27 protein-coding genes are annotated in these 25,199 nt (G+C 58.1%); 5 read left to right on the forward strand and 22 right to left on the reverse strand.

The window, feature by feature from the left end; translation table 11 throughout:
* Positions 1–18 precede the first annotated feature (18 nt).
* From TU74_RS23265 to TU74_RS02090, 3 genes are all read left to right on the forward strand, one after another.
* The gene (locus tag TU74_RS23265) at positions 19–522 is read left to right on the forward strand and encodes a very short patch repair endonuclease (protein ID WP_080960338.1); all 504 of its coding nucleotides are present in this window, start codon (positions 19–21) and stop codon (positions 520–522) included.
* Positions 483–1,733, forward strand: a complete 1,251-nt coding sequence (locus tag TU74_RS02085; RefSeq protein ID WP_047273859.1) for a type II restriction endonuclease — start codon at positions 483–485, stop codon at positions 1,731–1,733. Before TU74_RS23265 ends, TU74_RS02085 begins: the two co-directional genes overlap by 40 nt.
* Before the next feature lie 114 nt (positions 1,734–1,847).
* Entirely contained in the window at positions 1,848–2,081 is a 234-nt protein-coding gene (locus tag TU74_RS02090) for a hypothetical protein (RefSeq protein ID WP_047298777.1), read from the forward strand.
* Positions 2,082–2,420: 339 nt separating this feature from the next.
* Here TU74_RS02090 and TU74_RS02095 read toward each other — a convergent pair whose 3' ends face one another.
* The 5 genes from TU74_RS02095 to TU74_RS02115 all read right to left on the reverse strand — a co-directional run bounded on the left by TU74_RS02095 (position 2,421) and on the right by TU74_RS02115 (position 10,055).
* Complete coding sequence (locus TU74_RS02095) at positions 2,421–6,434, reverse strand: NACHT domain-containing protein (RefSeq protein WP_048374834.1); 4,014 nt, start codon at positions 6,432–6,434, stop codon at positions 2,421–2,423.
* Positions 6,435–6,946: 512 nt separating this feature from the next.
* Positions 6,947–7,741 carry a DNA adenine methylase gene (locus TU74_RS02100; protein ID WP_048374836.1) on the reverse strand — a complete coding sequence of 265 codons (795 nt, stop codon included), beginning with the start codon at positions 7,739–7,741 and terminating at the stop codon, positions 6,947–6,949.
* Between the two features lie 150 nt (positions 7,742–7,891).
* A complete protein-coding gene (locus tag TU74_RS02105) occupies positions 7,892–8,419 on the reverse strand; it encodes a lysis system i-spanin subunit Rz (protein WP_080960339.1) in 528 nt (175 codons plus the stop codon).
* Complete coding sequence (locus tag TU74_RS02110) at positions 8,416–8,961, reverse strand: glycoside hydrolase family 19 protein (RefSeq protein ID WP_047273850.1); 546 nt, start codon at positions 8,959–8,961, stop codon at positions 8,416–8,418. The genes TU74_RS02105 and TU74_RS02110 overlap by 4 nt, the downstream gene beginning before the upstream one ends.
* A 47-nt stretch (positions 8,962–9,008) precedes the next feature.
* Complete coding sequence (locus TU74_RS02115; protein WP_047273849.1) at positions 9,009–10,055, reverse strand: phage late control D family protein; 1,047 nt, start codon at positions 10,053–10,055, stop codon at positions 9,009–9,011.
* Positions 10,056–10,185: 130 nt separating this feature from the next.
* Here TU74_RS02115 and TU74_RS02120 point away from each other — a divergent pair, with 130 nt between their 5' ends.
* On the forward strand, positions 10,186–10,482 hold the full coding sequence (locus TU74_RS02120; RefSeq protein WP_048374838.1) for a type II toxin-antitoxin system MqsR family toxin: 297 nt from the start codon (positions 10,186–10,188) through the stop codon (positions 10,480–10,482).
* A gap of 2 nt (positions 10,483–10,484) precedes the next feature.
* Positions 10,485–10,886: a type II toxin-antitoxin system MqsA family antitoxin gene (locus TU74_RS02125; RefSeq protein WP_047273846.1), complete on the forward strand. Its 402-nt coding sequence runs from the start codon at positions 10,485–10,487 to the stop codon at positions 10,884–10,886.
* Here the strand turns inward: TU74_RS02125 and TU74_RS02130 are convergent.
* The 17 genes from TU74_RS02130 to TU74_RS02210 form a co-directional block, all read right to left on the reverse strand.
* Positions 10,883–11,089 carry a tail protein X gene (locus tag TU74_RS02130; protein WP_048374840.1) on the reverse strand — a complete coding sequence of 69 codons (207 nt, stop codon included), beginning with the start codon at positions 11,087–11,089 and terminating at the stop codon, positions 10,883–10,885. The genes TU74_RS02125 and TU74_RS02130 overlap by 4 nt on opposite strands.
* Positions 11,064–11,909: a phage tail protein gene (locus TU74_RS02135; RefSeq protein WP_048374843.1), complete on the reverse strand. Its 846-nt coding sequence runs from the start codon at positions 11,907–11,909 to the stop codon at positions 11,064–11,066. Before TU74_RS02135 ends, TU74_RS02130 begins: the two co-directional genes overlap by 26 nt.
* A gap of 16 nt (positions 11,910–11,925) precedes the next feature.
* The gene (locus TU74_RS02140) at positions 11,926–14,952 is read right to left on the reverse strand and encodes a phage tail tape measure protein (RefSeq protein WP_048374845.1); all 3,027 of its coding nucleotides are present in this window, start codon (positions 14,950–14,952) and stop codon (positions 11,926–11,928) included.
* 148 nt (positions 14,953–15,100) lie between these two features.
* Complete coding sequence (locus TU74_RS02145) at positions 15,101–15,409, reverse strand: phage tail assembly protein (RefSeq protein ID WP_047275396.1); 309 nt, start codon at positions 15,407–15,409, stop codon at positions 15,101–15,103.
* Between the two features lie 11 nt (positions 15,410–15,420).
* Positions 15,421–15,924 (reverse strand): phage major tail tube protein, encoded by a 504-nt coding sequence (locus TU74_RS02150; protein ID WP_047275398.1) that lies wholly within the window; start codon positions 15,922–15,924, stop codon positions 15,421–15,423.
* A gap of 12 nt (positions 15,925–15,936) precedes the next feature.
* Positions 15,937–17,109 carry a phage tail sheath subtilisin-like domain-containing protein gene (locus TU74_RS02155; protein WP_047275400.1) on the reverse strand — a complete coding sequence of 391 codons (1,173 nt, stop codon included), beginning with the start codon at positions 17,107–17,109 and terminating at the stop codon, positions 15,937–15,939.
* 90 nt (positions 17,110–17,199) lie between these two features.
* Positions 17,200–17,814 (reverse strand): phage tail assembly chaperone, encoded by a 615-nt coding sequence (locus TU74_RS02160; RefSeq protein ID WP_052892175.1) that lies wholly within the window; start codon positions 17,812–17,814, stop codon positions 17,200–17,202.
* The gene (locus TU74_RS24615; protein WP_241485535.1) at positions 17,811–19,994 is read right to left on the reverse strand and encodes a phage tail protein; all 2,184 of its coding nucleotides are present in this window, start codon (positions 19,992–19,994) and stop codon (positions 17,811–17,813) included. The genes TU74_RS02160 and TU74_RS24615 overlap by 4 nt, the downstream gene beginning before the upstream one ends.
* A complete protein-coding gene (locus tag TU74_RS02170) occupies positions 19,991–20,593 on the reverse strand; it encodes a phage tail protein I (RefSeq protein ID WP_048374847.1) in 603 nt (200 codons plus the stop codon). The genes TU74_RS24615 and TU74_RS02170 overlap by 4 nt, the downstream gene beginning before the upstream one ends.
* A complete protein-coding gene (locus TU74_RS02175) occupies positions 20,590–21,477 on the reverse strand; it encodes a baseplate assembly protein (protein ID WP_048374849.1) in 888 nt (295 codons plus the stop codon). Before TU74_RS02175 ends, TU74_RS02170 begins: the two co-directional genes overlap by 4 nt.
* Positions 21,474–21,800, reverse strand: coding sequence for a GPW/gp25 family protein (locus tag TU74_RS02180; protein WP_048374851.1), 327 nt, complete (start codon positions 21,798–21,800; stop codon positions 21,474–21,476). The genes TU74_RS02175 and TU74_RS02180 overlap by 4 nt, the downstream gene beginning before the upstream one ends.
* A 6-nt stretch (positions 21,801–21,806) precedes the next feature.
* Positions 21,807–22,040: a hypothetical protein gene (locus tag TU74_RS02185; RefSeq protein ID WP_230683715.1), complete on the reverse strand. Its 234-nt coding sequence runs from the start codon at positions 22,038–22,040 to the stop codon at positions 21,807–21,809.
* Positions 22,041–22,082: 42 nt separating this feature from the next.
* Positions 22,083–22,676: a phage baseplate assembly protein V gene (locus tag TU74_RS02190; RefSeq protein WP_048374853.1), complete on the reverse strand. Its 594-nt coding sequence runs from the start codon at positions 22,674–22,676 to the stop codon at positions 22,083–22,085.
* Positions 22,673–23,182: a hypothetical protein gene (locus TU74_RS02195; protein WP_048374854.1), complete on the reverse strand. Its 510-nt coding sequence runs from the start codon at positions 23,180–23,182 to the stop codon at positions 22,673–22,675. The genes TU74_RS02190 and TU74_RS02195 overlap by 4 nt, the downstream gene beginning before the upstream one ends.
* Positions 23,175–23,840, reverse strand: a complete 666-nt coding sequence (locus TU74_RS02200) for a hypothetical protein (RefSeq protein ID WP_047275411.1) — start codon at positions 23,838–23,840, stop codon at positions 23,175–23,177. The genes TU74_RS02195 and TU74_RS02200 overlap by 8 nt, the downstream gene beginning before the upstream one ends.
* On the reverse strand, positions 23,837–24,157 hold the full coding sequence (locus tag TU74_RS02205; protein WP_047275413.1) for a head-tail joining protein: 321 nt from the start codon (positions 24,155–24,157) through the stop codon (positions 23,837–23,839). Before TU74_RS02205 ends, TU74_RS02200 begins: the two co-directional genes overlap by 4 nt.
* 2 nt (positions 24,158–24,159) lie before the next feature.
* Positions 24,160–25,155 (reverse strand): major capsid protein, encoded by a 996-nt coding sequence (locus TU74_RS02210; RefSeq protein ID WP_048374856.1) that lies wholly within the window; start codon positions 25,153–25,155, stop codon positions 24,160–24,162.
* Positions 25,156–25,199: the final 44 nt, after the last annotated feature.

Genomic DNA, 25,199 nt, shown 5'->3' on the forward strand with positions numbered 1-25,199 from the left:
CCCGATGCGGAGGATGCCGTGACTGATATTGTCAATGTCGAAACCCGCTCCCGGATGATGTCCAACATCCGGAGCAAGAACACCTCTCCCGAACTTTTGATCCGTAAAGTCCTGCATGCCAGAGGGTTTCGTTTTCGTGTGCATGCTAAAAACCTTCCGGGAACGCCAGACCTGGTACTGCCAAAGTATAAAGCTGCAATCTTTATCCACGGCTGCTTCTGGCACGGTCACCGATGCCGCTATTTCAAAATCCCCCAAACCCGTCAGGAGTTCTGGCTGGAAAAAATAGGCAAAAACCAGGTACGGGATGAACTGCAGATCGCTGCCTTAAGGGCTCAGAGATGGCGGGTGTTAACCATTTGGGAGTGCGCCGTACGATCCATGAAAAAGCAAAGAACACCATTGTTGATTGACCAAATTGTTTACTGGCTGCTACAAGGTTCAGCGTTAGCCCAGATAGACGAAACCCATTTGGAATCCGCATGTTCTCAGACCGTATCAGTGACTACTTCGAAGGTGTAGCGGCAAAATACTTGAGCGCTGTCGATGCTGATCCTGAACGCTCCAACCAGCATGAGATTGGCGGGCTTCCTGCGGCAGGATTTAAACAGTACTTGGGCACCCCCTCTAAAGATCAAGAGTACCGGTTCAAGACAAAGCAGATTTACATCGCTGACGATTCAGTCGCCCCAGAAACCGTGGAGGCTGACGTCACGTGGTATGACTGCCGTAGAAAACAGCCGCATCGTGGCCCGGAATACAGACTTTACTACCCTACAAATGCAGTCACTGAATTGCTTTCAGAAGGTGACTTTTTGCTGGTGGCCAAGCTGCGTGACGACTCTTTGTTGATGGTTTTCACTCCGGCTGGAAGCACAATAGAACGGCAGCTTCGCGTTCTTTTCGCACTCGATAATGTTGACGAACGATTTAAAGCCGGTAGCGTTGAAACGCTCCGCTTGTTTCTTCCGCTAAGACTGATGCTGGAAGATCTCGGCATCGAGACAGGTCAGTTTGAGACAGGTGATGATGCTTGGTTAGAGCGTCTTGTAAAACTGTTTGGCGGCGAGAAATTTCCAACGACATCTGCATTTTCTAAATTTGCCCGCGAATCCATTGAGCAAAAAGTAGATCCACTTGCAGACCCGGATCAAGCCATTCTTAACTGGATGGATCATGAGGAAAAACTGTTCAGGATTTATGAACGCCACTTGGTTCAGGACAGACTACGTGAAGGATTTGGCGAAGACGGAGCTGATGTAGACGGATTCATCAGTTTTTCGTTAAGTGTGCAAAATCGACGAAAGTCTCGCGTTGGCCATGCTTTTGAGCTCTATCTCAGTGAGATATTTAATGCATATGGCTTGCGCTTTGAGCAAGGGGGTGGCAAGGGATTCACTACAGAAAACAACTCCAAGCCAGACTTCATATTCCCAGATTTTAAGTCATATCATTGCCCAGCATTTCCAGTACAACACTTACATATGCTGGGAGCCAAAACGACATGTAAAGATCGCTGGCGACAAGTTCTTAGTGAAGCCAATAAAATTCCGCTAAAGCACCTCATAACTCTTGAGGCGGCAATCAGTGAAAAACAGACCGCTGAGATGCAATCACAAAACTTACAGCTAGTGATACCAGCCCCCATACATTCGACCTACACATCGTCCCAGACAAAATGGCTGCTCACTCTTAATCAATTCATCGAGCGAATTAGACCCCCATCTCTATGAAAGCGCCAAACACAAATTTAAACTCACATACTAAAGCCATGGTTAAAAACTTTTGAATTGCTGAGCTTTAGCTCGATAAAAATCTGGCACTTGATGAGTTTAGGTGTTTTGGTTATGAATCTTCGGCCATATTTGCAACGCGACGAGGTGGATCCGCGCATCGTCAACGCCATAGCACACATTGAAAGTGAAAAAGCGAAAGGCCACATAACGGATTTGCAAGCGAGAAAGCTGTTTGCTGATTTACAGCATCAAATACTCAAAAAAGTGATAATAGAATCTTCGTTCCGAGGCGAACCCGGTGTCTCTGAAGGTAATGCAGAATCCTCGGTGAACGAGTCAAAATAGAGTGCTTGCTAGGATCAGCTATTCAATACCGATCGACCTGAAGAACAGAAGATATGCGCCGTCGTGTTGATTGAAAATTGAACGACGTAGGTAAGTATCCAGCAATCAGACTTAATGCTGCAGTATTTTCTCTTGTTCCTGGGCGAACCTGACGTTGAGATGCTCCTGGCAACGTAGCACAAGGCCTTTGGCCGATTTAAGCCCTTTGTGACAGGCAGAAATCGGCCAGAAGCGGTCATTCCGCCTGCCTACAAAAATAGGGGTGATTCGGAGTGCGATATTTGGCCTCTTCTAGGCCTGCTGCGTCCAACCTTCGGTTCGATCCTTCATTGCTGCATTTTAGGGTTTAGAAACGTCCAGAACAAACACATCAATTAGTCCAGCTAGCTCTGGCGGCATCGTTTTCTCGATGCTGCTTTTCAGCTCCTGAGCGGTGTTGATATTTCGGTTTTTAATTCCTGCGACGTTCACATCTCGGCCAAACCAGATCACAAGATAAATGCCTTGGTGTTCAGCGTCGGGGTGGATGGAGTAGCGCGCATATAGTTGCGCCGCCGCGGCAGTGTATAACTCTCTATGCCACTGACCTTTTACCTCAGTCACAAGCAGCCGTCTTGTACCGCCAATCAATTTTGTCGTCGTGAAATCGCTGCGGTTAGCACTTTTTAGCTGGTGCTCCGGCGTAATCACGATGCCCTGAGGCTTGAGTATTAGGCTGAGACGTTCAGCAATGATCTCGGTAGCTCGTACTTCGTTCAAGTGCTTACCATTGTCGTAAAAGCGATCCGCGGAGTTAAATTCACCACCATTTATTGCTTTCTGAAAATCTTGAAGTTCTTGGAGGACGAGTTGACGCAAACCCTCAACATTCACCACCATGTCGCGATCCAGTCGATCGACGATTTCCTGTGGCGTCGGCGGTTCGAAATACCTCCGTGCAATCTGACTGATTTTACGAGCACGTATGCTCCTAAGATCGTTGTACATGTCTGTGAACTTCGGATCGGCAAGGAGACGATCAATGACACGGACGGCGTCATCGGAGACGTCTAAATCGATTAACCAAACGATTTCTGTCAAAAAGCGGTACGCATTTTCTTCGTTGGGGCTTCCCGTACCCCAATGGCTCGGGAGGTCTACCTTTGGCCACTTGTCAATAAAGGCCTCTAGAACAGCCACCACTTTTCTTAATGTGAGCTTGGGCCAATGGGAGTGTTCGCCATAGTTAAATCGCCCAGAGCGCTCATTAAGCGAAAATATGGTGTCCTTGTCGGTTTTGAGCCAGTTCCAATATGTTTCAGGCGCGTCCTCTAAAAAATAAAAAGCGCGCACGAACCAAAAAACGCGCCTTTTTTCGAGGTCTTCATCGCCAGTCGGGCTGGGCCACGCGGACATGAAAGTTGAGCAACGCTCTGCGATGATTTTTTGAAGGACATCGCGATCACCGAATTCGGCCGCAATTTCAAAGAGCGTATCAAGCGATCCGAGCGCCAGATCAGAAAATCGGTCAAGCCATTCTATTGAGATTGCCGCCCGTAGGTGGCTGAAGACCTCATCACCGCGTAACAACCAAATATCGGGATGTTGACAGCCCTTTTGCGCGAGTTGGGGCTCGACGTACTGCCGGAGAAAGGTTTCGGCACTTCCCGCACCTGCGAAAATCAATCGGTTGACTTCATCTTTCAGCGCATCACGTTCTTCGTCCGACACGGCACCGTAGCCCATGTCGAGATTAGTTCGCAGTGCATTCAGTAACGGCAGATCGACATTTTCCAGGTTTCCGTCGCTGCGCATGATTTCCAAGCAAGCTGCAAAAAGAACAGGTTCAGTGTACGCGCCCTGCGATGCACACTGTAATTCCGCAAGCCTGAGCAGATTAGGTACATCGGGAGCAATGAAATCTAGGCAGTTTCTGAGAGCTTTACGAACGAGCACTTCATCACCGAACTCATGCTCAATTTGATCGGGCGCGGTAAGTACCAAATCAGCAAAGCGCGCAAGACAATTCCAATGCCGACCACTTTCAACAAGCTCTCGGTTGTCCCGCAAATACTGGATGTTTAACTTTTTTATGTCGTTTTGTTCTCGGTGGCGGCGTTTCATCCTCCGCCTGTGTGCAGACATGCTTTTTTGTTGGGATTGTGCAGATTGCGCGACTGCTCTGTTGAACTTTACCCACTCGCGCATTAAAGAAGGCTTCTCCAATGCCTGTTCACGCATGTGCCGTCGCAATTTGTTTGGGCCTCGCAGTGCTTGACTTTGATTAAAGCTATGCATTGCGATGTAACTCGCCCACAGGGCTGGGTTATCAATTTCAAATGCCAGATCGACTATAAAGTTGTAATCATCGGATTGAAAACGAAGGCCGGAGTGAGCGTGAAAATCAAATTTCTGTATTTTAGTCTCGAAAATATCGTCGCTGTTGGTAAGGTTTCCAAGTGCTTGTGCCATGATCCCTTGGCGCAATCCATCGTCATTTTGAAGCACTTGAACTGCCTTGCTCTGATCTGTTGATTTCTGCTCATGGAAAATCAGATTTTCGATCCAATGCCAAACCCTTTTCGGGGCAAAAGGAGGCATTTCCAGGTCAAAGTATCGATCCAGCATTAGGCCTACAATCTTGCTGATTCCAATTCGACAATCACATTCATAATGTTTTTTTTTGCATGTGCAAACAAGGTCTTTGGTTAAGTCATCAAGTAGCCACTCGATTGATATCAAATCAAGTCCGCCAACAAAGCGCCTTATGAAATAACGCGTACCGATTGTGGATTTGTAAGGTTCTTGATGACTAGGGTAAAGGTTTGAGCAGACTCGAAAGAAGCTGGCGAGGTAAGCTAAACCTAATGCTTCTGCGCCGATAGCCGTAAGGATGGTTACCGCAATTTTCAGAGAGGTATGACTGGCTTCAGAGACTAGGACTGCTAAATCGGCGCGATGGTCATGGCCGGACAGGTCGAGCAGACATCTGCTAGCCAACAAGCGAGTGTGTTCGCTTTCGCTTGAGTTCAACACGAGTTGACGCAGTTCTTGTGTCAGATGCGCAATCGCTGGTGACCCCGTCAACAGCTCAAGAATTAGATCACGCAAATGCCCATCACTGCCGCTCGCTAGCAGGGGTTTAATCTCTGTCATAACCTCTTGGGTGAAGAAACCTGAAGCACTGAACCGGCGCCAAGCATCTCCTCGGCGGAAATAGGGGTCCTTCGTTTCGACGTCTTTCAGGCCCTGTATAAGTAGACGTTTTGAGGAGTGTTCAAGTTGAGAGGGATCACCGTTCGCAAGCACCGCGTAGGGATCAAGCTCAATAGCAGTCTCTTGAATGGATCTGTTGCCTAGCGCCGCGAGCCAACCCAGTAATCCCCGGAGTTCATCTCGAACTACGTTGTTCGGAGCGATGATAGGTAGGCATTTATGTAATGTCAGAGGATCAACCGGATCAGCGATCCGCTTTGCAAGGTAGTCTGCCGCACAGTATTCAGCAACGATCTTGTGAACAGGCCGATGCTGATCCGCACTGTCTCCAGGTTTGAAAAGCCGAGATGCCAAGATGCCTTCAGCTGCTGTGTGTTTGTCAAAAAGTGATGCCAGCAGTGGATAGATCCGATCTGCGGTTAACTCGCTCGTCCCTATGCCTTCTGCTCCGGACAGCAAAAGCTTGGCGAACACTTCGGACGACAGAGCAACCCTTTGTTTGCTGGATAGCGTCTGCGCTACATTGACGTTAGCTTCCTTCGCCAGCCGCTCGACCGCTTGTGAAAATATATTTCGTTTATCTGTGAAGTGTCTGCCGCTTTCCATATAGGCATCTGCAAACATCTTGAGAAATTGGGGGTTAGGGAGTAACGCTCCTAAGTCGAATCGAGCCACTTCCGCTTGGAACTTTGAAAATTCCTCACCCCGAACATGATGATGAAAAATTTCCCGCTGTTCTCCCTCTTCAAACTCGCAAAGCCTAACCACCAGCGGTGAGCATCCTAGATAGTCTTCGAATGCGTTTGTGGCAGCTGTACCCCACTCGCTGGATCGGCTCGAAATGATGACGCGTGTTGGCTTTGCTTTTCTGGCGTTAGCAAGAAGGCTGTGAATGCCCGTTTGATCGAGTTTGGCCAACTCATCAAACGCATCGATCACGAGTGGGGAATTCTCGGCATCGGCCCCCAAGTGTTTGAACTTGTTTGCGGTAACGGTTGAAGTTCCCAGCTGTCGGGCTAGGCTTCCCATAAGTTCAGTTTTTCCGCCTCCGGGTTCTGCTAAGACAACAACGTAATTTGAAGCCGCCAGCAACGCTTCTTCAGTGTAAATTCTGTCTTTATTGGAGAGGCTGCGCGGAAGGTAGAAAATTGAATTCATAGGATAAATTCTGCATTTTGAATTGCACCTTATTTTCGGTGCTATGTCATTTCAGCCAGGTCAGTTTCACTGACTGTTCCTACTGATGATAGTACGCCATTTCAATCTCAAATTGGGCTTGCAAAAGTTCTGGCGCTCAGGTTTTTCGGTACGGTGCCAATCTCAGCAAGAGCTATCTGCCTGATCATAGGTTAGTGGTGCTGATTTGCGTTTACACTCTAAATCGCCCCCAATTTAGTAGTCACGTCTGAATGACCGTATTTGGCCGTCAGCGGACGCTGGCGAATGTACGCTCCTGGCCCAGAGTGTGTAAAAACGCGTCGCCAAAATTGAAGTGTCCGCGTCTACGTTAAATCTGAAATTTATCGGCACGTCTGCAGATGTGAATTTCGCGCAGAAACGCGATTTCCAGTCCTGTTTTGAGCACCTGCCGTGATCAAAAACGTTTTTACACAGCCTCGGCCGATAGCAGCCCTTCGTCACGGACTGCTGTCGGTTTCAAACTTACCAATCTAAAACAATCCTCCCAAAGCCTTCGGTTCCCAATTCATCACAATCAACTCCCCCGTCATCTCAGCCTTCCCCTGCCGCTGATTCGTGGTCGTATACCGGATCTCCGTCGTCTCAAAATGAAACCCATCAAACACCCGCCGGATCTCCGGATGGTCGTTGATGCTGACCATCACCTTCCCTTTGCAGCACCTCATAAAATCGGCCATGCGCTCATAGTTTTCAAACGGAAAGTCGACACCGTACCCTGTCGTCTGCCAGTAAGGTGGGTCCATGTAGTGGAAAGTGTGCGGCCGGTCGTAGCGCTCGGCGCACTCAAGCCAGGGCAGGTTTTCGACGTAGGTGCCGGACAGGCGCTGCCAAGCGGCAGACAGGTTTTCTTCGATGCGCAGCAAGTTGATTGCAGGGGCGGTGGTTGCGGTACCGAAACTCTGACCTGAGACCTTGCCACCGAAAGCATGGTGCTGCAGGTAGAAGAAACGAGCGGCGCGCTGAATGTCGGTCAGGGTTTCCGGGCGGGTCATTTTTTGCCACTCGAATATCTGACGTGAGCTGAGTGCCCATTTGAATTGCCGCACGAATTCTTCCAGATGGTTCTTTACCACACGGTACAGGGTGACCAGGTCGCCATTGATGTCGTTGAGGACTTCAACCGGGGCAGGCTGCGGGCGCAGGAAGTACAGCGCCCCGCCGCCGGCAAAGACTTCGACATAGCATTCGTGGGGTGGGAACAGGGGGATAAGGCGGTCGGCGAGGCGGCGCTTGCCGCCCATCCAAGGAATTATGGGTGAGGACATTGTTTGCAAGACCTTTACTGTATGGATAGACAGGTGATAGGCTCGCTCCGCTTTGTGCACGGAGCAGGAGCCTTGACTGGGCTTGCAGGGCTAATCTGCGGGTTTGGTGGCCAGGCTGGATGTTGACGCATCCAGCTTCGGCCGCTCCTTTTATTTCGTGTGTGAGACTTCTTTGGCGTAGGCCTGACAGGCCTGCAGCGCGATCAGTCCTTGGTCGCCGTCGCCGGTGATTCCGATAATTCGTTGAGCATGCGCTCGGTCAAGTTGGGCTCTCGCGGTTCCATGAACCACGCCGCCGGGGACGGTGGAGGCTTGCATTCCGTCACTATCAGTTGCGGCGGTGGCGTCGAGTAGGACTGACAGCCGCAGGTCAGCAGTAGCAATGCGATCACGCAAGCGGTCTTGATTGGTTTTTGCATCGGTCAGGGCTCGGTAATGGGATTGGTCACTCGCTGCCAGCCATTGCTCCAGGGCGAAGCGTTTGTTCTGTTCGGCAAGGATCAGCACGGAGTTGGCGTTGGCCACGTCGGTCAGCGCGGTTTGGTGGGCGGCTTTTTGCTCGGCAATCTGCTGGCCGTAGGCGTTTGCCTGCCACTCCCATGCGGCCCACGCGCTGCCCGCCATGAGGCAGAGCATCAACACCAATGCCCCGCTCCACTTCAGCGCATCGAGCTTCACGCCAACACCTTCAACGCCCGGGCGTACAGCGCCTGACGGTCTGCTGCGCCGTTCTGGCCGCCGTTGATGCGCCGGGTGATGGTGTCGAACTGACCCAAGTCGGCCAAGGTGTTGAGCCCTCTGCTCGCCCAAAACCACGCTGCTGACATGCACGCGTGCTGCGGCTTTTCCAGCAGCTCTGGCTGGTTGATCAGATCAAGGGCCAACGCTTCGCCACATGCGATGTAGTTGGCGCGGCCGGTGATTTGGATCAGGCCACGGCCGCGATACTTCTGGCCGTCGCCGTCCGCCTCAGGTGTGTTGCCCAAGCGCTTGGCGAGTGAGCCGGTGTCGTATTTGCTCAGGTACTGGTCGCTGCCCAGCTCGCGCACGTAGCGAAACTGGCCGGACTCGTGGCCGATCTGGGCGATGAAGGCGGCGACGCGCTTCGTCCCGATGATCTGGAAGCGAACCATCGCCGTGTTTAGCACAGGAACAAAAACGCCGGCTGATTGGCCGGCGTTGGGGAGGATCTGCTGGAGTTGTTGCTGGGTAATCGACATAGGCTTGCCCTTATGAAAAACCCGCACAAGGCGGGTTAGGTTTGGGATTAATTTGCTTGTAGCTGCACGACTTTTAGCGGGGCTTTGGGCTTCTTGCCTTTGGCCTTGGCTTTGCCTTTCTTGCCGCCATTGCATTCGACGGTGGTGCTCCAGCCGCTTTGGGTGAAAACCTGCTCCACCGAGTCCACCAGGTACTCACCATCGAGCCCGACCTTGAAGCCTTGGGCATTGATGGTCCGCTCAGCAAACAAATCAGTTCGCCCGGGCATTTCTAGACGCACTGCGGCGGTCGAGCGGTTGAACGCGGCCAGTCGCGCTTTGGCGGCCTGTTCGGCGGCGGATTTGTTGGGGTAAATGTGGCGGTCTGTGTGAACGGGCGGTAGACCGTCCGGGGCTTCGTCGTTGTCCAAGGTGACGATGGCCAACTTGCCGGTTTTCTTGTCCTGATGCTTGGTGCTGACCGCCTTGTGGGCACTGCGATCACCCAGCCGGAACTGCCACCGGCTGACGTCGCTACGTGTCAGGGTGATGGTGCCCAGCGCTGTACCACTCGCGCTTTGTCCACCTTGGCGCTGCATCACCAGCAGCTTGCCGTCCGCCACTTTAGCGGTGCAGTCGAACTGCTTGGAAAGTCGGGTGATGAAGTTAAAGTCGGATTCGCTGAGCTGGTCAGCACGCGGCACTACCGTGTCGACCGGGCACACCGGCGACCAGCCGTTGCGTGCCGCCACGTCCTTGACGATGCTGGCCAGGCTCACCCCTTCCCAACTGCCGCTGCGCGTGGTCTTGCCGCTGCCACGCATGTCGCTGGCTTTGCCCCGGATCACCAGCGTATCGGGCGGGCCGGACAACTCGACCTCGTCCACGGTGTAACGCCCGAGACGGGTTAGAGCCGTGCCGCTGTAGCCGAGGAACACTTCGATGCTGGCTCCTCGGCTGGGTAAAGACACTGCGCTATCACGGTCGTCGATGCGCAGCTCAAAGTCGTCTGACTCCATCCCGGGTTTATCAGTGGTGCGCAGCAACAGCAGGCGGTCGTTGATCAGCGCGGTGATGTCGGCACCGTCTGCGACGATGCGGAAGGTGGGTGTCATACATTCTCCAAACGGCAAAAGCCCCGCTCTGGACGGGGCTGTAAAGAAACATCACTCGGTTATAAAACGGACTATGCTCAGCGCATTAACCTACTTGCCAAATTAAACCAAGTAAGTTAATTTTCGCCGCATGGAGAAAAAGACCCCGCACTGCAAACTACACACCGTTAAAGCCCTGATTGAAGCGGGCAAGGTGCGCTCTACCCTGTCAGCACTGACCGGTGGCGCGGCTTTAGGCTTCGACTTTGACGGCATCGTCAGCGTGGTAATGGCACTGGCGCCCGCTGACTTTTACAAGAGCATGACCACGCATGCAGACCATAAGGTCTGGCAGGACGTGTACCGGCGTAAAACCCACGCTGGCGAGGTCTACCTGAAACTCACGGTCATTGATGATGTGCTCATCGTGTCCTTCAAGGAGCTATGAACATGAAATGTCCATCTTGCGTCTCGGCAGAGCTGGTGCATGACACCCGCGACGTGTCTTACACCTACAAGAACGAGTCCACTGTGATCCCTTCGGTCACCGGCGAATTCTGCCCGGCCTGTGGTGAAACCGTGCTGGATGCCAGCGAATCCACCCGCGTGAGTGCTGCAATGCTGGCCTTCAACAAACAAGTGAATGCTTCGATTGTTGACCCAGGCTTCATCACTACTGTGCGTAAAAAGCTGGACCTGGACCAGCGTGAAGCGGCCGAGATTTTCGGCGGTGGCGTGAATGCGTTTTCCCGTTATGAGAACGGCAAAACAAAACCACCACTGGCACTGGTGAAGTTACTGAAACTGCTCGATCACCATCCCGAGCTGCTGAATGAAGTGCGTTTAGGCTAACCCCACAACATCACCACCTCATCACTCGGCGCAGGCAAATCCGGCAGGTGAATCACCAGCCCGGCCTTGAACGGCTGAACCTCTTCGGCCAGCCCCTGGTTGGCATCGAGTACGGCCTCGACCGTGCCATTGAGGTGGCCGTAGTAGTTCTGGCAGATGGTGTCGAGCACATCGCCGCTAGCCGTTCTGCAGGTCGTCGCCATAGCGCACAAACTCCAAGGTAAAGCCCTGTTTACGCGGGATGCCGCCTTGCAGCAGGGCGCTTTGTTCTTCTTCGATGTTTTTCAAACACCAGTTGCCCAGCACCTCGCCGTAGCCGGTGGTCAGGCCCAGTGGTTGAAGCTGGGCGCCGATGCTGCGTAGGGTGTCGAGTTGTTTGATGCCGCCTTTGAACCCGCCAAAGATCGCGCCTGTCAGGGTGATGCGTTCTTCGCCCATGCCCACGGCTTGTTGCGCCGGGCGACGGCTCAGGCGCTCTTGTGAAGCCCAGCGGTATTCGCTGGAGCGCTTGAGTTCGTCGAAGGCGGCGGTGTCCAGGTTGAAGTAGAACGGTGTCGATCCGGGCTTGAGCGGTTGCATGATCAGCAGGTGCGGGAATGGCTTCACCGCTTCGGCGGCCGGGGTCGCGTCTGCGCCCAGCGCGCCGGTGGGCACGATGTTGGCCAGTGACGGGCTGACTTTGCCTGCGATTTTGTTGAGCGCGGTCGCCGCCTTACCCGCCTGTTCTTTGAGTACGCCGAGGCGTTCCTCAATTTGCGAGGCCGCCCGGGTGGCTTTGTTGTAGGTGGCCACCACCGCGCCGACCTTGGCCTGCGCGGCGTTGACCCCACGCATCAGCCGTTGCACCTTGGCCCCGACCGCAGGACCAATGAACGGCAAGTCGCTCAGTTCGGAGGCGGCGCCGGTGATTTCCCCAATGGCGCCGTTCACCGGTCCAAGCATGCCGTCCAGGCTACGACGCCCGGTTTCCCCGGCCGCAGTCAGGTACTTCAACCCCGACTGCAGTTGTTCCATGTAGGCCATGGCTTGCCCCTTCTGTTTAAAGATGCGGTTGGTCGTACAGATTCCGGCTCGACATCTGCTGGTTGATTTGCTCGATCTGCCGTTGCAGGTGTGGCTGTAGCTCCCGGGCCAGTGCGGCCGGGTCTTTCACGTCGCCCTGCACGGTGATGGAAAGCGCCGCATTGACGTCGATCTTCTGATCGATCTTCGGCGGTTCAACCTTGAGCACCGGCTCTGCTTGGGGCGGCATGGCCAGCGGCCCGGCAGGTGCCGTGGCGGCGAACGAGCGCACCACGTCGCCCATGTTCACCGCCCCGGGCAGCTCGCGTGATGCGCTGGCACCGAGTGAGCCCTCAGGCGGCAGCGACTTGGGCCGTTCCAAGTCCGCGCCCGGGAAGCGCGGTTTATTAGCAAAGTGCGGTAACAGGAACGGGTTTTTCGAGTCCGGATCAGCCGGGTCATACGACACCGGTTTGACCACCGGCGCCGGTGATGCTGTCGGCGGCGGCAACGAATCCGGGCGCACCAGGTCCGCACCGGGAAAGCGCGGCTTGTTGGCAAAGTGCGGCAACAGGAACGGGTCTTTCGAGTCCGGATCAGTCGGGTCATATGACACCGGCTTGACCACTGGAGCCAGTGGCTCGCCTGCCGCTTTGGCTTCGGACTTCGGCGGTTCAGCGGGTTTTTCATCGTCCGACCCGAACCATGATTTACCGAGGCTGCCCCCGATGGATTCCCCGCCCATGCTGCCGAGGATGCCGCCGATCAAGCCACCGACCGCCGTGCCCAAAATCGGCACCACGGAACCGATGGCCGCACCGGCCGCTGCCCCTGCCAGCGCACCGGCCATGTTGCCCGCAGCGGCGCCGTAGCCTTCGGCCTTTTCGTCCTTGGTTTTGGCGTTCTGGTAGGTGTCGGCCGCGCGCAGGACGCCTTCAAACAGCGCAGCACCAGGAACCGCTTTACCTGCTTTGCCAATCAACCCCATGGCGCGCGCCGCCCGCCCCGGCGGTACAGGTGGAACGGGCGGCACTGGCGGACGCGGCGGCCGAGGCCCACCACCACCACCACCACCACCACCACCACCACCACCCGCACGGCGGCGGCCGTTGCGATTGCCCGCGCGACGTCGACCGTCACGACCACCGGCACCGCCTCCACCACCGCCACCCATGGCGGCGGCGTTGACCACAAACACCTTTTGCGGCCCCGAGTCTTCGCCGCCGTCTTCGTCGTTTTTCGCTTCGCGGAATACATCCAGCAGCTTGAGCCCGGTATCGATCGGGTCAAAGCCTTTGCTTTCGCCGCCTTCCTCGCTGTCGCCGTCATCGTCCTTTTTGCCGCCGAAGGCTTTCAGGCCGATCTCCGCGAGGGCCAACACCTTGGAGCCCTTGCCGTCTTCCTTGTCGTCATCACCGGCGTTGGTGACAAAGACCTTTTGCACGCCCTTGGCATCCCGTCCGCCCATGGCGCCCCGGGCGAGGTTGAACAGGCCCTTGCCGATCTTGAACGAGCCCAGCAGCCCTTGCAGGGTCAGCGCTCCACCGGCCAACACCGTCAGCCCCATGGCCAACCCGGGCGTGCGGTCGCTGAGCGAGGTAATACCCTTGGCCACACTGGTCAGCCCTTCGGCCACGCCGTCGGTGATCGGCCGGATCGCATCGCCCACCGAGCGCATGGCGTCGTCCATCGACTGCGCCATTTCCTTCCATTTCTGCGACGAGGTTTCGCGGCGCTCGGCCAGGTTCTTGTCGAGGATGCCGCTGGCTTCGCGCGATTCACGCTTGAGCTGGCCGTACAGCTCCTTGTTTTGCATGTAGGCCGTGAGCGCGGCCTTGACCTGCATGTCGGAAAAAATATCGCCAGTGCGCAGGGCCTGCTCCAGTGACGCGAGCATGGCCTTGGCTTTTTCCGGGTTCGATTCCTTGCTGATCTGCGCCGTGGCTTCGGCCATCTTGGCGGCGCGTTTGGGGTCGGTTTGCTCGATGTACTTCTTGGCCAGAGCCATGCTCGACTCAAGCGTCGACATGCCCTGTTGAATGCCGGTTTGCATGGAGGCTTCGTAATCGATCCCGGCCTTGCCGTAGGCATCCACGGTCTGCGATGAACTGATCTTGTCCATCCAGTTTTTGAGGTTGTTGGCCGCCTCGTCGGAGCTGCCCGCCGTTTTCATCTGTACTTGCAGCATGGCCCCCAGCTGGGTCACGGCGTCCATGCCGGTGATGCCCAGCTTGCCCATGTTGGCCAGCAGTTCGGGAAACCACTTGGCCATGTCACTGGCCTCAAAGCTGCCCGCCTGCCCTTGAAACGCAATGGCTTCCAGCGCCTGCTGCATTTCCTTGGCGCTGGTGATCTGGGCGTTCTGGCCGAGGGCGTTGATCATCTTGGCGGTTTCGCCGCCGTCCGAGCCCTGCCCGATCACGAACTTGGCCGCCACCGGCGCGTACTCCATGGCCTTGGCCAGGTCCATACCGGCACCCACCAGCTCGTTGACCACGGTGGCCACCTCGTTACGGGCCATGCCGGTGTCACGTGAGGTATCGATGATAGTGCGCGACATCTGCTTTTCTTCGGGGGCATTGGCGATGCCTGCCTTGATCGCGATGTCGCGGATGATGGCGTTGTAATCGGCGCTGACTTTGGTCGGCACCGCCAGTGCTGCCGCCCCCACCGCTGCCCGGCCAACCGTGCTTTTGACACTGGCCCGGCCTTCGTTGATTTGTGCATGGCCCTGGGCTTTCAGATCCGCCTGCCGAGCCGTACGGCCGAGCATTTGATAGGCCCGGTCGAGTCGCCCGACCTCGATCCCCTGCTTGCGCAGGCTGTCTAGGTTGGAGTTGAGTTTGGTCAGCAGCGTGGACGCACCCGCCGCACCGCTGTCGTGGGCCTTTTTCCATTCGTTGCGCAGGCGGATGGTGTCACCGATCTGGCGTTGCATGACCCGGGCCTTGGCCCCGGTCGCTTCCAGCTTCTTGATCCGGCCCTCAACGTCCTTGAACGCTGAGCCCACGGAGGAGCTGACCGCCCCGCCGATCACCAGCCCGAGCGCGAGTTTGTTTGCCATCTGTTCGCCCTGCCCTGTGGTTGCGCGTCAGGCGGCTCAATCCGTGAGCCACCAGACCATTTCCGAAAACGGCATGGCCATGATCTCGGCGGCAGAAAAACTCGTTTCTGCCGCCAAGCGCTTGGCCAGTTGTTTCAGGGTTGCGGGGTTACAGTTCGCCTTCGTCGACCAGACGAAAATAGCCTTCCTGCACGCGGCTGTAGTCCACCACCTTAAGCCCCTCCAGATCGCCGGGCGGGATTTCGGTCAGGCTGGAGAACAGCTGCAATTCGCGCTTTTCAGCATCGCCGCCGGAGACCGCGCCTGCTGCCCGTACATCGCGAACGGTCGGCGCGCGCATGACCACCTTGTCGGTTTTGACATGGTTAAGTTCAGTGGGGTAACGCAGGGTGATGGTGACGCCTTCGTCGGTCAGGATGAGCCAGGACGGGAGTTTCTTTTCAGTATTGATAGTCATGCGGGAATTCCTTAAAGGCCCAGGGCGCTGCGTTCGGCAGCCAGTTGATCGACGCCGTCAATCACGCGCACCGCGTTGACCATGTCGATTTCGTACATCACGCGACCGTCGATCTCCAACTTGTAGTAGGTGACCGCCATGGCGTATTTCATTTCAGCTTTGTCGCCCGCCTTCCAGTCGCCCGGGTCGACTTCCTTGAGCATGCCGCGCAGGGTGGCAATCACCGGGGTGATCTGGCCCTTGAGCCCCTTGAAGGCCCCGCGAAACACCGCGTTGCAGCCGGTCTGGTCCGACAGTCCGAAGTACTTCATCATCTCGCGGCGTACCCCGGTGCTGGTCCAGCTGGCTTCCAGCTTTTCCAGCCCCATGTCCATCTCGATCTCACCGGCCATCCCGCCGCCGCGATGCGCTTCGGTTTTAACCGTGAGCTTGGGCAGTGTCAGCGACGGCACGTCACCGGCGAAGCTGACCCCGTCCACGAACAGGTTGGTGTTGCTGAGCATTTGCGGAATCATTGAGCGGCCTCCTTAGGCGGCGGTTTCCAGCACTTCGGTCAACCACTGGTTGGTGACCTCCACGCGGAAAATAGGGTTCTCGGCAGGCGGCACGTCGGTGAAACGGATGTTCCAGTACACCTTGCCCTCCTCCAGCTGGCTGGCCGTGTTCAGTTCGGTGTCTGCAAACACTTCAAAGTTGATCACTGCACCCTGATTTTTCAGGTCGCGCATAAAGGCTTCGAGGCCGTCCGTGACGTCCTTGACGTAGGTCTTGGTGATCGAGCGGTCCACCGCCCATTTGTGCCCGGCCAGAATCGCGTCCATCACGATGTCGAGGGTGCGCACGCGGGTGACAAAGGACCATTTCGAATCGGCCGACAGCGTGCGGTTGCCCCACAGGCGATAGCCGCCGTCGCGGATGATGGTGGTGATGTTGGCGTTGTTGAGCAGGTTGGCGCGGCAGGTTTCGTCGCCGTCCAGAAACTCAATCGGGCGCGTGGTGCCGGTGATGCCGACAAATTCCTTGTTCGACGGCGAGGCCCAGAAGCCGTACTCGGTGTCAGTCCAGGCGAACAGGCCAGCGGTGAACGCCGAGGCCGGGGCGTCGATGGTTTTGCTGGTGACCGTGTCCCACTGCTGCACGCCCGGATCAACCATGTAGATGCGCTTGCTGCCGAACTCCTGCGCGTAAGCCAGCACCGCCTCGTCGGTGGTGTTGGGGCCGTCGACGATGGCGATGGCGCGCAACTTGCCCGCCAGTGCATCCATGGCCGTGGCCACCGCTTGCGTGGCGGAATGCTTGGGCGCGATCAACAGCCGCGGCTGGGCGTTGAAGCGGCTTTTGCCGTCAAGCAAGGCTTGCAGGCCGGTACGCTGACCCGAGGCCAACACGCCGCCGATGATGGCCGAGGTTTGCAGCGCTTCATCTTCCAGTTCGGCCACGCCGCACGCGACGATCACGGCCTTGGCTTTCAAGAACACCGCCTTGGCCGCACGGGTGATGGCCGAGTCTTCACCGAATGCGGCGATGGCTTCGCGCTCGCTGGTCAGCAGTACCAGGTCATTGGGTTTGGCCGATGCGGCCGGGCTGACGGTGTAGGTGTCGCAAAGGCCGATGATCGAGGTCGACGGCAGCGCAATGGTGCGCGCGCCGGTGTCGACCAGCGTTACGGTAACGCCGTGAAAACGGCTGGCTGTGCTCATACAGGTACTCTCCAGAAACAACAAAGCCCCGCAGGGCGGGGCTTGTGTGGGTCAAACAGTGGATACAAAAACGCCCCGGGGTGCGGGGCGTCAGGCAAGGTAGTCAGCCAACCAGTCCGGCTCGACCGGGCGCCGGGTGGCGTCCGGAAACGCCTCGGATTCGGGCCAGTCGCGCAGGTCCATGCGAAAGCCTTGCAACGCCCGGTATTGATCAGCACCAAGCGTGGTCGGCCGACCGGCTTCGGTTTCATCCCGATGGCGAACGATCAGCGTGTCGGTGCTCAGCAGCAGCCGGTCACGCCATTGGCGCTGTCCGGCGGCTTGCTGGGCAAGGCTGGGTGGCGGCCGGTCAACCAGACACGGCACGCCGTCCTCGTCCAGGGCCACGACCTTGCCTGCCGCCGACGCGTGGGACAGTTCCAGGTACAACGCCTCGCTCAGTTCCAGCAGCTCGTGCTCAGGCGGCAGTTTGCAGGCCGGGTTGGGCACGCTGATCAAGGGCGGTATGGCGTCCGGATCGGGCATTTCAATGTTCGGCGCCGACGCACTGAGGTTGTCGGCATCCGGCGACCAGTCCGGGTCCGGCACATACACCACAGGCGGCGTCCACTCGGGATCAACCACGTCGATGCGACGTGGACCAAACACCGAATCACAGTAGAAATTCAACTGCGTGCGGTGCAGGTAGTAGGTGTCAGTCTTCAATTTCCCCACGCCTCCCAATAACACGGCCCTACGCCGTCGTTGCCGTTAACCAGTGTGAACCCTTGGCGGGTCACGTCTTTGACGCCGTAGTTACCCACCGCGCTGGGCTTCATCTCGGCCTGTTGCATAAAGTGGACGCCGAACACCGCGTTCGGGAAGGTCATCGGCAGCGGCACCGCCACGGCCGAATCCTGCCCGACACTGTTGGTCACCCCCCACATACGCATCAGTCCGGTGTCAGCGCATCGCCACCAACCGGTCACCGCTGCACTGCCCGTGTTTTTCGGGGCGTTGCCCGAGTGCCACACGGTGTAGGCATTGGCGCCCATCGAGAGCCCGCCGACCTTGAACTGGTTGTCCGTGTCCAGGCCAAAGTAGGCCCCGAAAATCCCTTTACGGTGAAACAGCATCACCGCCGAGGCCGCGCTGTTGGCCTCGTTATGCACTTCCAGCGAGCCGGTTTCGCTGGTCATGGACGCGATATACGGCGAATTCCCAGAACCGCAATGCAGGTTCGATCCGCTGGCCAACGACTGGTTGACCTTGAGGTACTGCGCAGGCGGGTACTTGGACACGTCCCACAACGCGCCGCGCCCGTTGAACACGTCGCCGGTGGCAAAGTCGGCCGAAAAGATCTCTTTCGACTCACTGCCGTAATAGCCGATGTAGCGCAGACGCTGTCGGTAGACGTTCAGCGAGCCGACGCCCTCTTCAGACTTGAAGCTCATCGAAGGGCTGCTGGTGGTCAGGCCCGCAAGGGTCAGCGGGCCGGTCATGGTGTCGCCGGTGTGGCGCACGCGCTTGGCCAGTTCTTCGTTGATGGCCGTGGCGAAGTTCGGGTTATTGCCCAGCGCGGCCGCCAGTTCGTTGAGCGTGTTCAGCGCTTCCGGGGAGGAACCCACCAGCGCGGTAATCGCGTTCTCGACCAGCTGGGCCGTCTGGGTTTTGGTGTAGGCGTCCCCGATGCGGTAGCCCGCCAGCGTGGTCGCGTTGTCGGCCTTGGTCGCCAGTGCGGCCGTGACCGCTGCCGCGTCCGCTTTGGACGCCGGGTTGAAATTGCCGGTGTTCCAGAACGTCGACGGCGGATAGGTGACCACGTCCCACAAGGCGCCGCGAGCGTTGGCCACGTTCCCGCTGTTGAAGTCCAGCGAGAACAGTTGTTTGGATTGCGACCCGTAATAGCCGATGTAGCGCAACACGCCTTTGTTCAGGCTGAACCCGCCAATACCGGAGGCATCGCGAAAGCTGAGCGAGGGCGATACATCGGTGCCATTGCCCAGGGTCAGGCCCCCGGACATCTCATCGCCTTCGCGGGACACTTTGCGCGACAAGGCATTGATGATGGTGTTGGCAAAGTTTGGATCACCGCCCAAGGCGTCGGCCAGTTCTTTCAAGGTGTCCAGCGCACCCGGCGCGCCGCTGATCAGCGAGGCAACCAGCGCCTGAACGAAAGCCGTGTTGGCCAACTGCTGACTGTTGCTGTTCAGCGGCGCCGTAGGTGCTTTCGGGGTGCCGGTCAGCACCGGGCTGTCGAGCGCCGCTTTCCCCTGCAGCAAGTCATTGACTTGCGTTTTGGTGTAAGCGTCCTTGATCCCGTTATCGGCCAGTGTCTCGGGGTTGCTGCCCTCGATCACCACGCCGCGTTTGTCGATCAGCACCTTGGTGTAACTGCCGGGCTTGCGCGTCGGCGGCAACACTTCAATGATGCGGTCGTCCACGTACTGCCGGGTCGCCAGTACCACGCTCGGGTCGATTTTGAGCGTGACGTTGGCGGCGCTGCTGACGATGAAGTTAATGCGCACCACTTGGGTCTTGCCGGAGCCCTGTGCCAGCTCCGGTTTAAAGCTGGGCGCACAGTTGGCCACCGCCACCAGATCGCCGTCCGCGTCGTACAGGCCGATTTCACGAATCCACCAGCCGCCGACGTTTTCCGGGATCACCTGCTCGGCAATGATCACGTTGGTGTTTTTCGGGTCGATCTTGACCTGATTCAGCGGCGCGCGGCGGCGCTCGTTGATCAGCTTGGTTTGCGCCCGGTTGGGCTGCGGATCGGCACCGTTGGCATCGCCCACGCCCATCTGAGAGAACGTCCACGGGATGTTCATTGCGTCGGCGTTGGCCTGCTTGGCCTCGCCCACGGCCGTGAGGATCGCCATAAACTGGCTGCTTTGATCAATCATGAGTACACGTCCAGGTATTCGGTTTGATGTTCCCGGCCAGCCGGGCCGTAATGCCCCGTGACCTCGATGTCGTGCGGCGCCGGTGGGTACACGTCGATCACCTCGCCCTCGTACAGGCAGGAAAAGACGTTGAGCTGGCCGGTGCTTTCAAGGCTGATCACCAGTTCGGTCAGCGTGCGGCTGAGCGGTTTGGCGTCATCGATCAGGGCTGTCAGCTCGCGGTACATTTCCTCGGTGATACCGGTGTCCAGCACCCCGACCTTGAGCCCGAACGTGCCCGGCACGCCCAGCGGTACGGTCTGCCACCACTCGATCACTTCCAGCAGATAGCCCAGCGGCTCCACCACCCGGCGCAGCGCACCGATGGTGCCCTTGTGGGCATGGATGAAGAATGCCGATTCAATGGCGGCGCGCTTGACCTGCTCGCTCCAGCGGTTGTCCCAGCGGTCCACCGACCATGCCCACGCCAACTGGTGCAGCAAGTGCGCCGGGCAGGTTTTCGCGTTGTACAAGGTGCGAATCGGAATCGCCGGGTTGTGATCAATCGCCGCTTCGATGGCCCGCTCTAACTGTGTGCTGTTGAGCGGCAGCAGGCTCACCCGGCACCGCCTTGGGTCACGCTGTAGCCGATGCAGTACGCGGCTTGGTGCGTGGCCCGGGGAATGTCGACCCAGCCGGGCAAGTCCACGCGGCTGACGCCAGTGATGTGCAGTTGCGCATCAATGGCCGAGCGGGCGATTTCCACGCCAAGGCGCCGACGCGGGTTGATCCAGGCCGCGAGGCGCCGGGTGGCTTCGGCCAGAATCGCTTCGTTTTCCGAGCCGGTCCCGGCCATGTGCAGCACCGCGTCAATACGGTATTCCTGCACCTCGGCGCTTTGCACCGTGACCCGATCCCCGACCGGGCGAATGTCTTCGTCGCTGAGGTGGGCCAGCACCTTGTCCAGCAACGGCTGGTCGGCCACGCCGTTGCCCTCCAGATGCAACACGGTGACCACCACGTGGGCCGGGCTCGGACTTTCGGCCTGCGCGTCAGCCACCAGCGCCGAGGCGTTGCGCGCGTGCAGGATGTAGCTGTTACGCGGCCCGGCCGTGGTCAGGCCCTCGTACACCAGTTGGATACGCTCGCGTAACGCGTCGTCCAGTTCCATCACTTGCGGCACCGGTGGCACGCTTTGCAGATCGGCTTCCTGAATCACCAACCGTTTAAGCCGCACGTTGGCGGCGAGGTGATCGAGGTCGGTGCGCTGGGCGTAGGCCAACAGCAGCGACTTGGACGCGTCATTAACCCGCGCCCGGTGCCGAACCCGGCTGTAGGCGCCCAGCTCCAGCAACTTGACCACCGGGTCGCTCTCCAACGCCGCGTTCCAGTTGTCGCCCATGTAGGCGCGAAACACCGCCAGTTCTTCCTGATAGGCGTCTTCAAAGTCCAGCGACTCCAGCACCTCCGGGGTCGGCAATGCCGACAGGTCCACGGTACTCATGCGCTCACCTCCATTGCTACGCCCTCGCCCCGGTACAGGCCCTTGAGTTCAAAAGTGATCACGCCATCGAGCACCGCCGACACCCGCACCGCCTGCAACTTGAAACGCGGCTCCCACAGGTTCAGCGCGTGGGCGACCTCGGCCTGTACCGCGCTTTTCCAACCCGCGTTGATCGGCATGTCGACGAACCGGCGCAACTGGCAGCCATAGGCCGGGCGCATGCGCCGACTGCCCACCGGGGTGGTGAGGATGTCGGCAATGGATTGGCGCAAGTGCTCGACGCCGGAAAGGGCCGCGCCGGTGTGGCGATCCATTCCGATCATCGCGGCTTACTCCGTCAGGCGTTCAAAATCCGGGTGGGTGTTGAGGTACTGAAACTGCTGATCGTCGACCGCCGTGGCACGGCCTTTGGCGACCGCAAGCGTGGCGCCGCCGGGCAGGATCAGGGTGCGGGAGGTGTAGACCTTGTCGCGGAACGCACGAACCGGTTCCGTGACAGGGGTGGTTTTTTGCAGGACCAAGGCACCCGGCTCGGTGACTTTGTCGTCAGATGTTTTGCTCATGGTGTTCTCCAGGTAATAAAAACCTCGCCGTAGCGAGGTTGGTTAAGACGGTGTGCCCGTTATTCCCGCACCGGGTGTTACGCCTTTATGGGTGTGCGTCGATCCGACATTCAGCCCGTTGTGGGTCAAGATCGATCCTTTGATCACCACGTCGCCGTTCAGGGTTATTTTCCCGGTCAGGTTGATCGCTTCGGCCTTGCCAGTAATGGCGCTGTCCGTGACCACCGCCGAACTGCTACCGACCGCAATGGTCACGGTGCCGCTGGGCAAGGTGATGCTGTAGCTTTTGGCCTGCCAGTCGTAGACCAGCGAGCCGCCATCATCAAACCGCCACACCTCGACGTGGTCGCGGTTGTCCGGGGGTGCGCCTGCATCGCCGTAAAGGCCCGGCACAAAGGTGCCCATTTCGGGTTTTCCGCTAGGGCTGAACAACACGCCCTGCTCGCCAATGCTCGGTGCGCGCCAATGCCGCGCCTTGCCTGCGGCCACGCTGTGCCAGCGCACCCAGGCGCTGGTCCAGTCGCCGGTGGAGACCCTGCAGGCTGGAGGGGATGCGGCCAAATCCACCGCGACCACGTAGCAAGGAATCAACAGGGCCGCGATGATGCGGTCGTGTTCAGCACTGGCGTAGCTCATGGCAGCCCCTCGGGGGCGACGTGGTCTTCATCGTTGACGCTGATCAGCAAGGTGCCCGGCAGCTCATCGGGCCATGGCCATTCTTGTTCACCGAGGTAAACGGTCTGCGTCCACTCCACCAGCCATACGGTGTAGCCGTCCAGTTCCGGGCGCGTCCAATCCTGGCCCGACCGCTGAAACTCGGCCGGTTCAACCGGCAAACCCCACGACTGGGCGCGTAACAGCACCGCCAGTTGGGTGGCCAGGTGCACGGCTTGCGGGTAGTGATCGGCGCGGATTACGTCGACAATCACCCGTGCTTCAAAAGTGATGGTCAGGGTGGTTTCACCGGTGCCGATATCGGTGCCCGGCTCGATCTCGGCAATGTCGAGAAACACCGCCGGGAGCGGGATGTGCTGCTGGATGTCCGGCCAGAAGCTGACCAGTTGCACGCCCGGCAAGTGCTGCTGGAGGTGCTGCTCGATGGCCTGATACAGCAGGTCGAGGTTAAACGGCGGCTCAGGCACGGCGTGTCCCCTTCAAGTATTTTTGCAGTTCAAAGTTCATCTCTTGTTTGAGAACGTGCATCAAGCGTTCGTCGGCCTTGCGGCTCCAGGCATCGAAGTGGGGGCGCACGGCGTCCAGTGAGATTTTGGCTTTGGCCAGCGGGAAGCGGGCACTGTTTTCACCGACAAAACCTGAACTGCCCCCGGTACGGGATGAGACCTCGCTATCAGGATAATCAGCCGGGTTGAAGTGCTTGCTCGCGGTACGAATCCACACATCAGCCTGATTGCCGTACACCTTCTTATAGAAGGCGCCCTGATAACGCCGCCCAGCCACCGACACGCCCGCCTTGGTCTGACGGGCGCGCCCTGCCCGGCTGGCTTCCAGCGGGTTAATGCCGAACCACAATTTGCCGCGCATCGCGCCACCCGCGACCGGGTAACTGCGCAGCCGCTGCCGCACCGCCTTGACCGCGATGCGTTCCTGCTTACCCACGGCCCGCGCGATATGGGTGCGCAACCAACCTAGGGTTTTGTTGATGGCTCGGCGCTGTGCTTTGGCGGCAGCCTTGGGCACCAGGATGGCCAAGTCTGCAAACGCTTTCAGATCCTCAGCCGAGGCCTGGATGTGGAGCATGCCGCTGTTCTTTTTGACTTCGCTGAAACTGCCGATGCTCATGGGCGTTTTCTCAAGATCAGCGACACCAGTCCGTCGCCGCTGGGTTCCAGTTGCAGCAGGTCGTAATCGCCGCCACCGTCCAGCGCAGGCAGGTCGATGGTGACTTTCAACCCTTTGCTCAGCCCGTCGGAGTCCGCCACCCGCACCACAAAGTGCGGCTCACGAATGGCCGTGTTTAGGCGACCGATCTGCGGCTGTTTCCACGGTGCCGAGAACATGCCCATCACCGGTTCGGCGCGGCCTTCGATGTGGCCGGTGTCGGCCAGCACGTCGAAGATCACGCTGTCGATCTCGGCCACAAGATCGCGGATGCCCACGCTTACAGCTCCAGCAGGATCTGCGCGCGCGGCCGGGTGCAGATGTGCAGCGGGTTGGACTGCGCCTCACCGGCCATGCCTTTGTTGAACGGCATCGGCTCGATCTTGCTGTAGTACGGGATGCCTTGGGTGTTGACCGTTTCCATGTAGTCGGCCGGGGCGAAAGCGGAGATGTACAGGTCGGGGACGCCTTCGGGCACGAGCAGGGCTTTGTCGTCGTGGACGAATGCAACGCTTCCGATCTTGCCGCGATAGCGTTCCCAGACAATGCCGCCATACTCGAAACTCTCACGGGCATCGCCGCGCAACGCAGCGGCTTGTGCAGAACCAAGATAGGTATCCTTAATTTCCTGAAGACCCATCAACGTGTTCCAGAAGTTCTTGCCGCAGAACGCCCGGGCCCCGGTGCTGGTGACACTGCCAAGCGCATCTTCTTGCAGATCCAAAGCTATACCGCAGTTGACGCGAAAGTCGTTGCCAGCCTTGGTCATGCCCATCGACATACGTTGTCGGTCAACACCAAATCTTTTGTACAGATCAATCAGCACGGTTTTGCCGTCCGCATCGAGGATCTGGCCATTCAAGGCACCGGCGCGCTGGAATTCGTGAGTGGCGTCCAACTGGCGACGCGCTTTCAACAGTCGTGCATTGACCACGTCCTGCACCGCTTGCAACTCACTGCGGGTGCCGAAGGCGCGAATGCCCTGAATCTCATCGGCCTTGATGGTGAAGCGTTCCGGCAGGTGCACGGTGTTGAACGGGATCAACGTACGTTTGCTGGCACCGACGATCAGGCCCGAGGTGCCGCGCTCACCGGCCGGGACCAGGGCCAGGGTGTCGCCGTCCTTTTCGATCTGTACGGTCAGGGTGGTGATGCCCTCTTCCTGAAACAGGCCAAGGCTGCTCAGGCGGCCGGGCTGGTACGGTTGTTCGTTGATGGCAGCGGTCAGCGACGAAACAGAAAACGCATCGTCTTCAAAGATGGCGATGTCGGCCATGGGGGACTCTCCAGAATGTAAAAACCCCGCTCGATGGCGGGGTG

The sequence above is a fragment of the Pseudomonas lundensis genome, from assembly GCF_001042985.1.
In the GTDB taxonomy this organism is placed as follows: domain Bacteria; phylum Pseudomonadota; class Gammaproteobacteria; order Pseudomonadales; family Pseudomonadaceae; genus Aquipseudomonas; species Aquipseudomonas lundensis.

What these genes read in the sequence shown, in the direction of transcription:
- TU74_RS02085 (WP_047273859.1), top strand. Translation starts at nt 483, where the DNA reads ATGTTCTCAGACCGTATCAGTGACTACTTCGAAGGTGTAGCGGCAAAA.
- TU74_RS02090 (WP_047298777.1), top strand. Translation starts at nt 1,848, where the DNA reads ATGAATCTTCGGCCATATTTGCAACGCGACGAGGTGGATCCGCGCATC.
- TU74_RS02095 (WP_048374834.1), bottom strand. Translation starts at nt 6,434, where the DNA reads ATGAATTCAATTTTCTACCTTCCGCGCAGCCTCTCCAATAAAGACAGA.
- TU74_RS02100 (WP_048374836.1), bottom strand. Translation starts at nt 7,741, where the DNA reads ATGTCCTCACCCATAATTCCTTGGATGGGCGGCAAGCGCCGCCTCGCC.
- TU74_RS02110 (WP_047273850.1), bottom strand. Translation starts at nt 8,961, where the DNA reads ATGTCGATTACCCAGCAACAACTCCAGCAGATCCTCCCCAACGCCGGC.
- TU74_RS02115 (WP_047273849.1), bottom strand. Translation starts at nt 10,055, where the DNA reads ATGACACCCACCTTCCGCATCGTCGCAGACGGTGCCGACATCACCGCG.
- TU74_RS02120 (WP_048374838.1), top strand. Translation starts at nt 10,186, where the DNA reads ATGGAGAAAAAGACCCCGCACTGCAAACTACACACCGTTAAAGCCCTG.
- TU74_RS02125 (WP_047273846.1), top strand. Translation starts at nt 10,485, where the DNA reads ATGAAATGTCCATCTTGCGTCTCGGCAGAGCTGGTGCATGACACCCGC.
- TU74_RS02130 (WP_048374840.1), bottom strand. Translation starts at nt 11,089, where the DNA reads ATGGCGACGACCTGCAGAACGGCTAGCGGCGATGTGCTCGACACCATC.
- TU74_RS02135 (WP_048374843.1), bottom strand. Translation starts at nt 11,909, where the DNA reads ATGGCCTACATGGAACAACTGCAGTCGGGGTTGAAGTACCTGACTGCG.
- TU74_RS02140 (WP_048374845.1), bottom strand. Translation starts at nt 14,952, where the DNA reads ATGGCAAACAAACTCGCGCTCGGGCTGGTGATCGGCGGGGCGGTCAGC.
- TU74_RS02145 (WP_047275396.1), bottom strand. Translation starts at nt 15,409, where the DNA reads ATGACTATCAATACTGAAAAGAAACTCCCGTCCTGGCTCATCCTGACC.
- TU74_RS02150 (WP_047275398.1), bottom strand. Translation starts at nt 15,924, where the DNA reads ATGATTCCGCAAATGCTCAGCAACACCAACCTGTTCGTGGACGGGGTC.
- TU74_RS02155 (WP_047275400.1), bottom strand. Translation starts at nt 17,109, where the DNA reads ATGAGCACAGCCAGCCGTTTTCACGGCGTTACCGTAACGCTGGTCGAC.
- TU74_RS24615 (WP_241485535.1), bottom strand. Translation starts at nt 19,994, where the DNA reads ATGATTGATCAAAGCAGCCAGTTTATGGCGATCCTCACGGCCGTGGGC.
- TU74_RS02175 (WP_048374849.1), bottom strand. Translation starts at nt 21,477, where the DNA reads ATGAGTACCGTGGACCTGTCGGCATTGCCGACCCCGGAGGTGCTGGAG.
- TU74_RS02180 (WP_048374851.1), bottom strand. Translation starts at nt 21,800, where the DNA reads ATGATCGGAATGGATCGCCACACCGGCGCGGCCCTTTCCGGCGTCGAG.
- TU74_RS02185 (WP_230683715.1), bottom strand. Translation starts at nt 22,040, where the DNA reads ATGAGCAAAACATCTGACGACAAAGTCACCGAGCCGGGTGCCTTGGTC.
- TU74_RS02190 (WP_048374853.1), bottom strand. Translation starts at nt 22,676, where the DNA reads ATGAGCTACGCCAGTGCTGAACACGACCGCATCATCGCGGCCCTGTTG.
- TU74_RS02200 (WP_047275411.1), bottom strand. Translation starts at nt 23,840, where the DNA reads ATGAGCATCGGCAGTTTCAGCGAAGTCAAAAAGAACAGCGGCATGCTC.
- TU74_RS02210 (WP_048374856.1), bottom strand. Translation starts at nt 25,155, where the DNA reads ATGGCCGACATCGCCATCTTTGAAGACGATGCGTTTTCTGTTTCGTCG.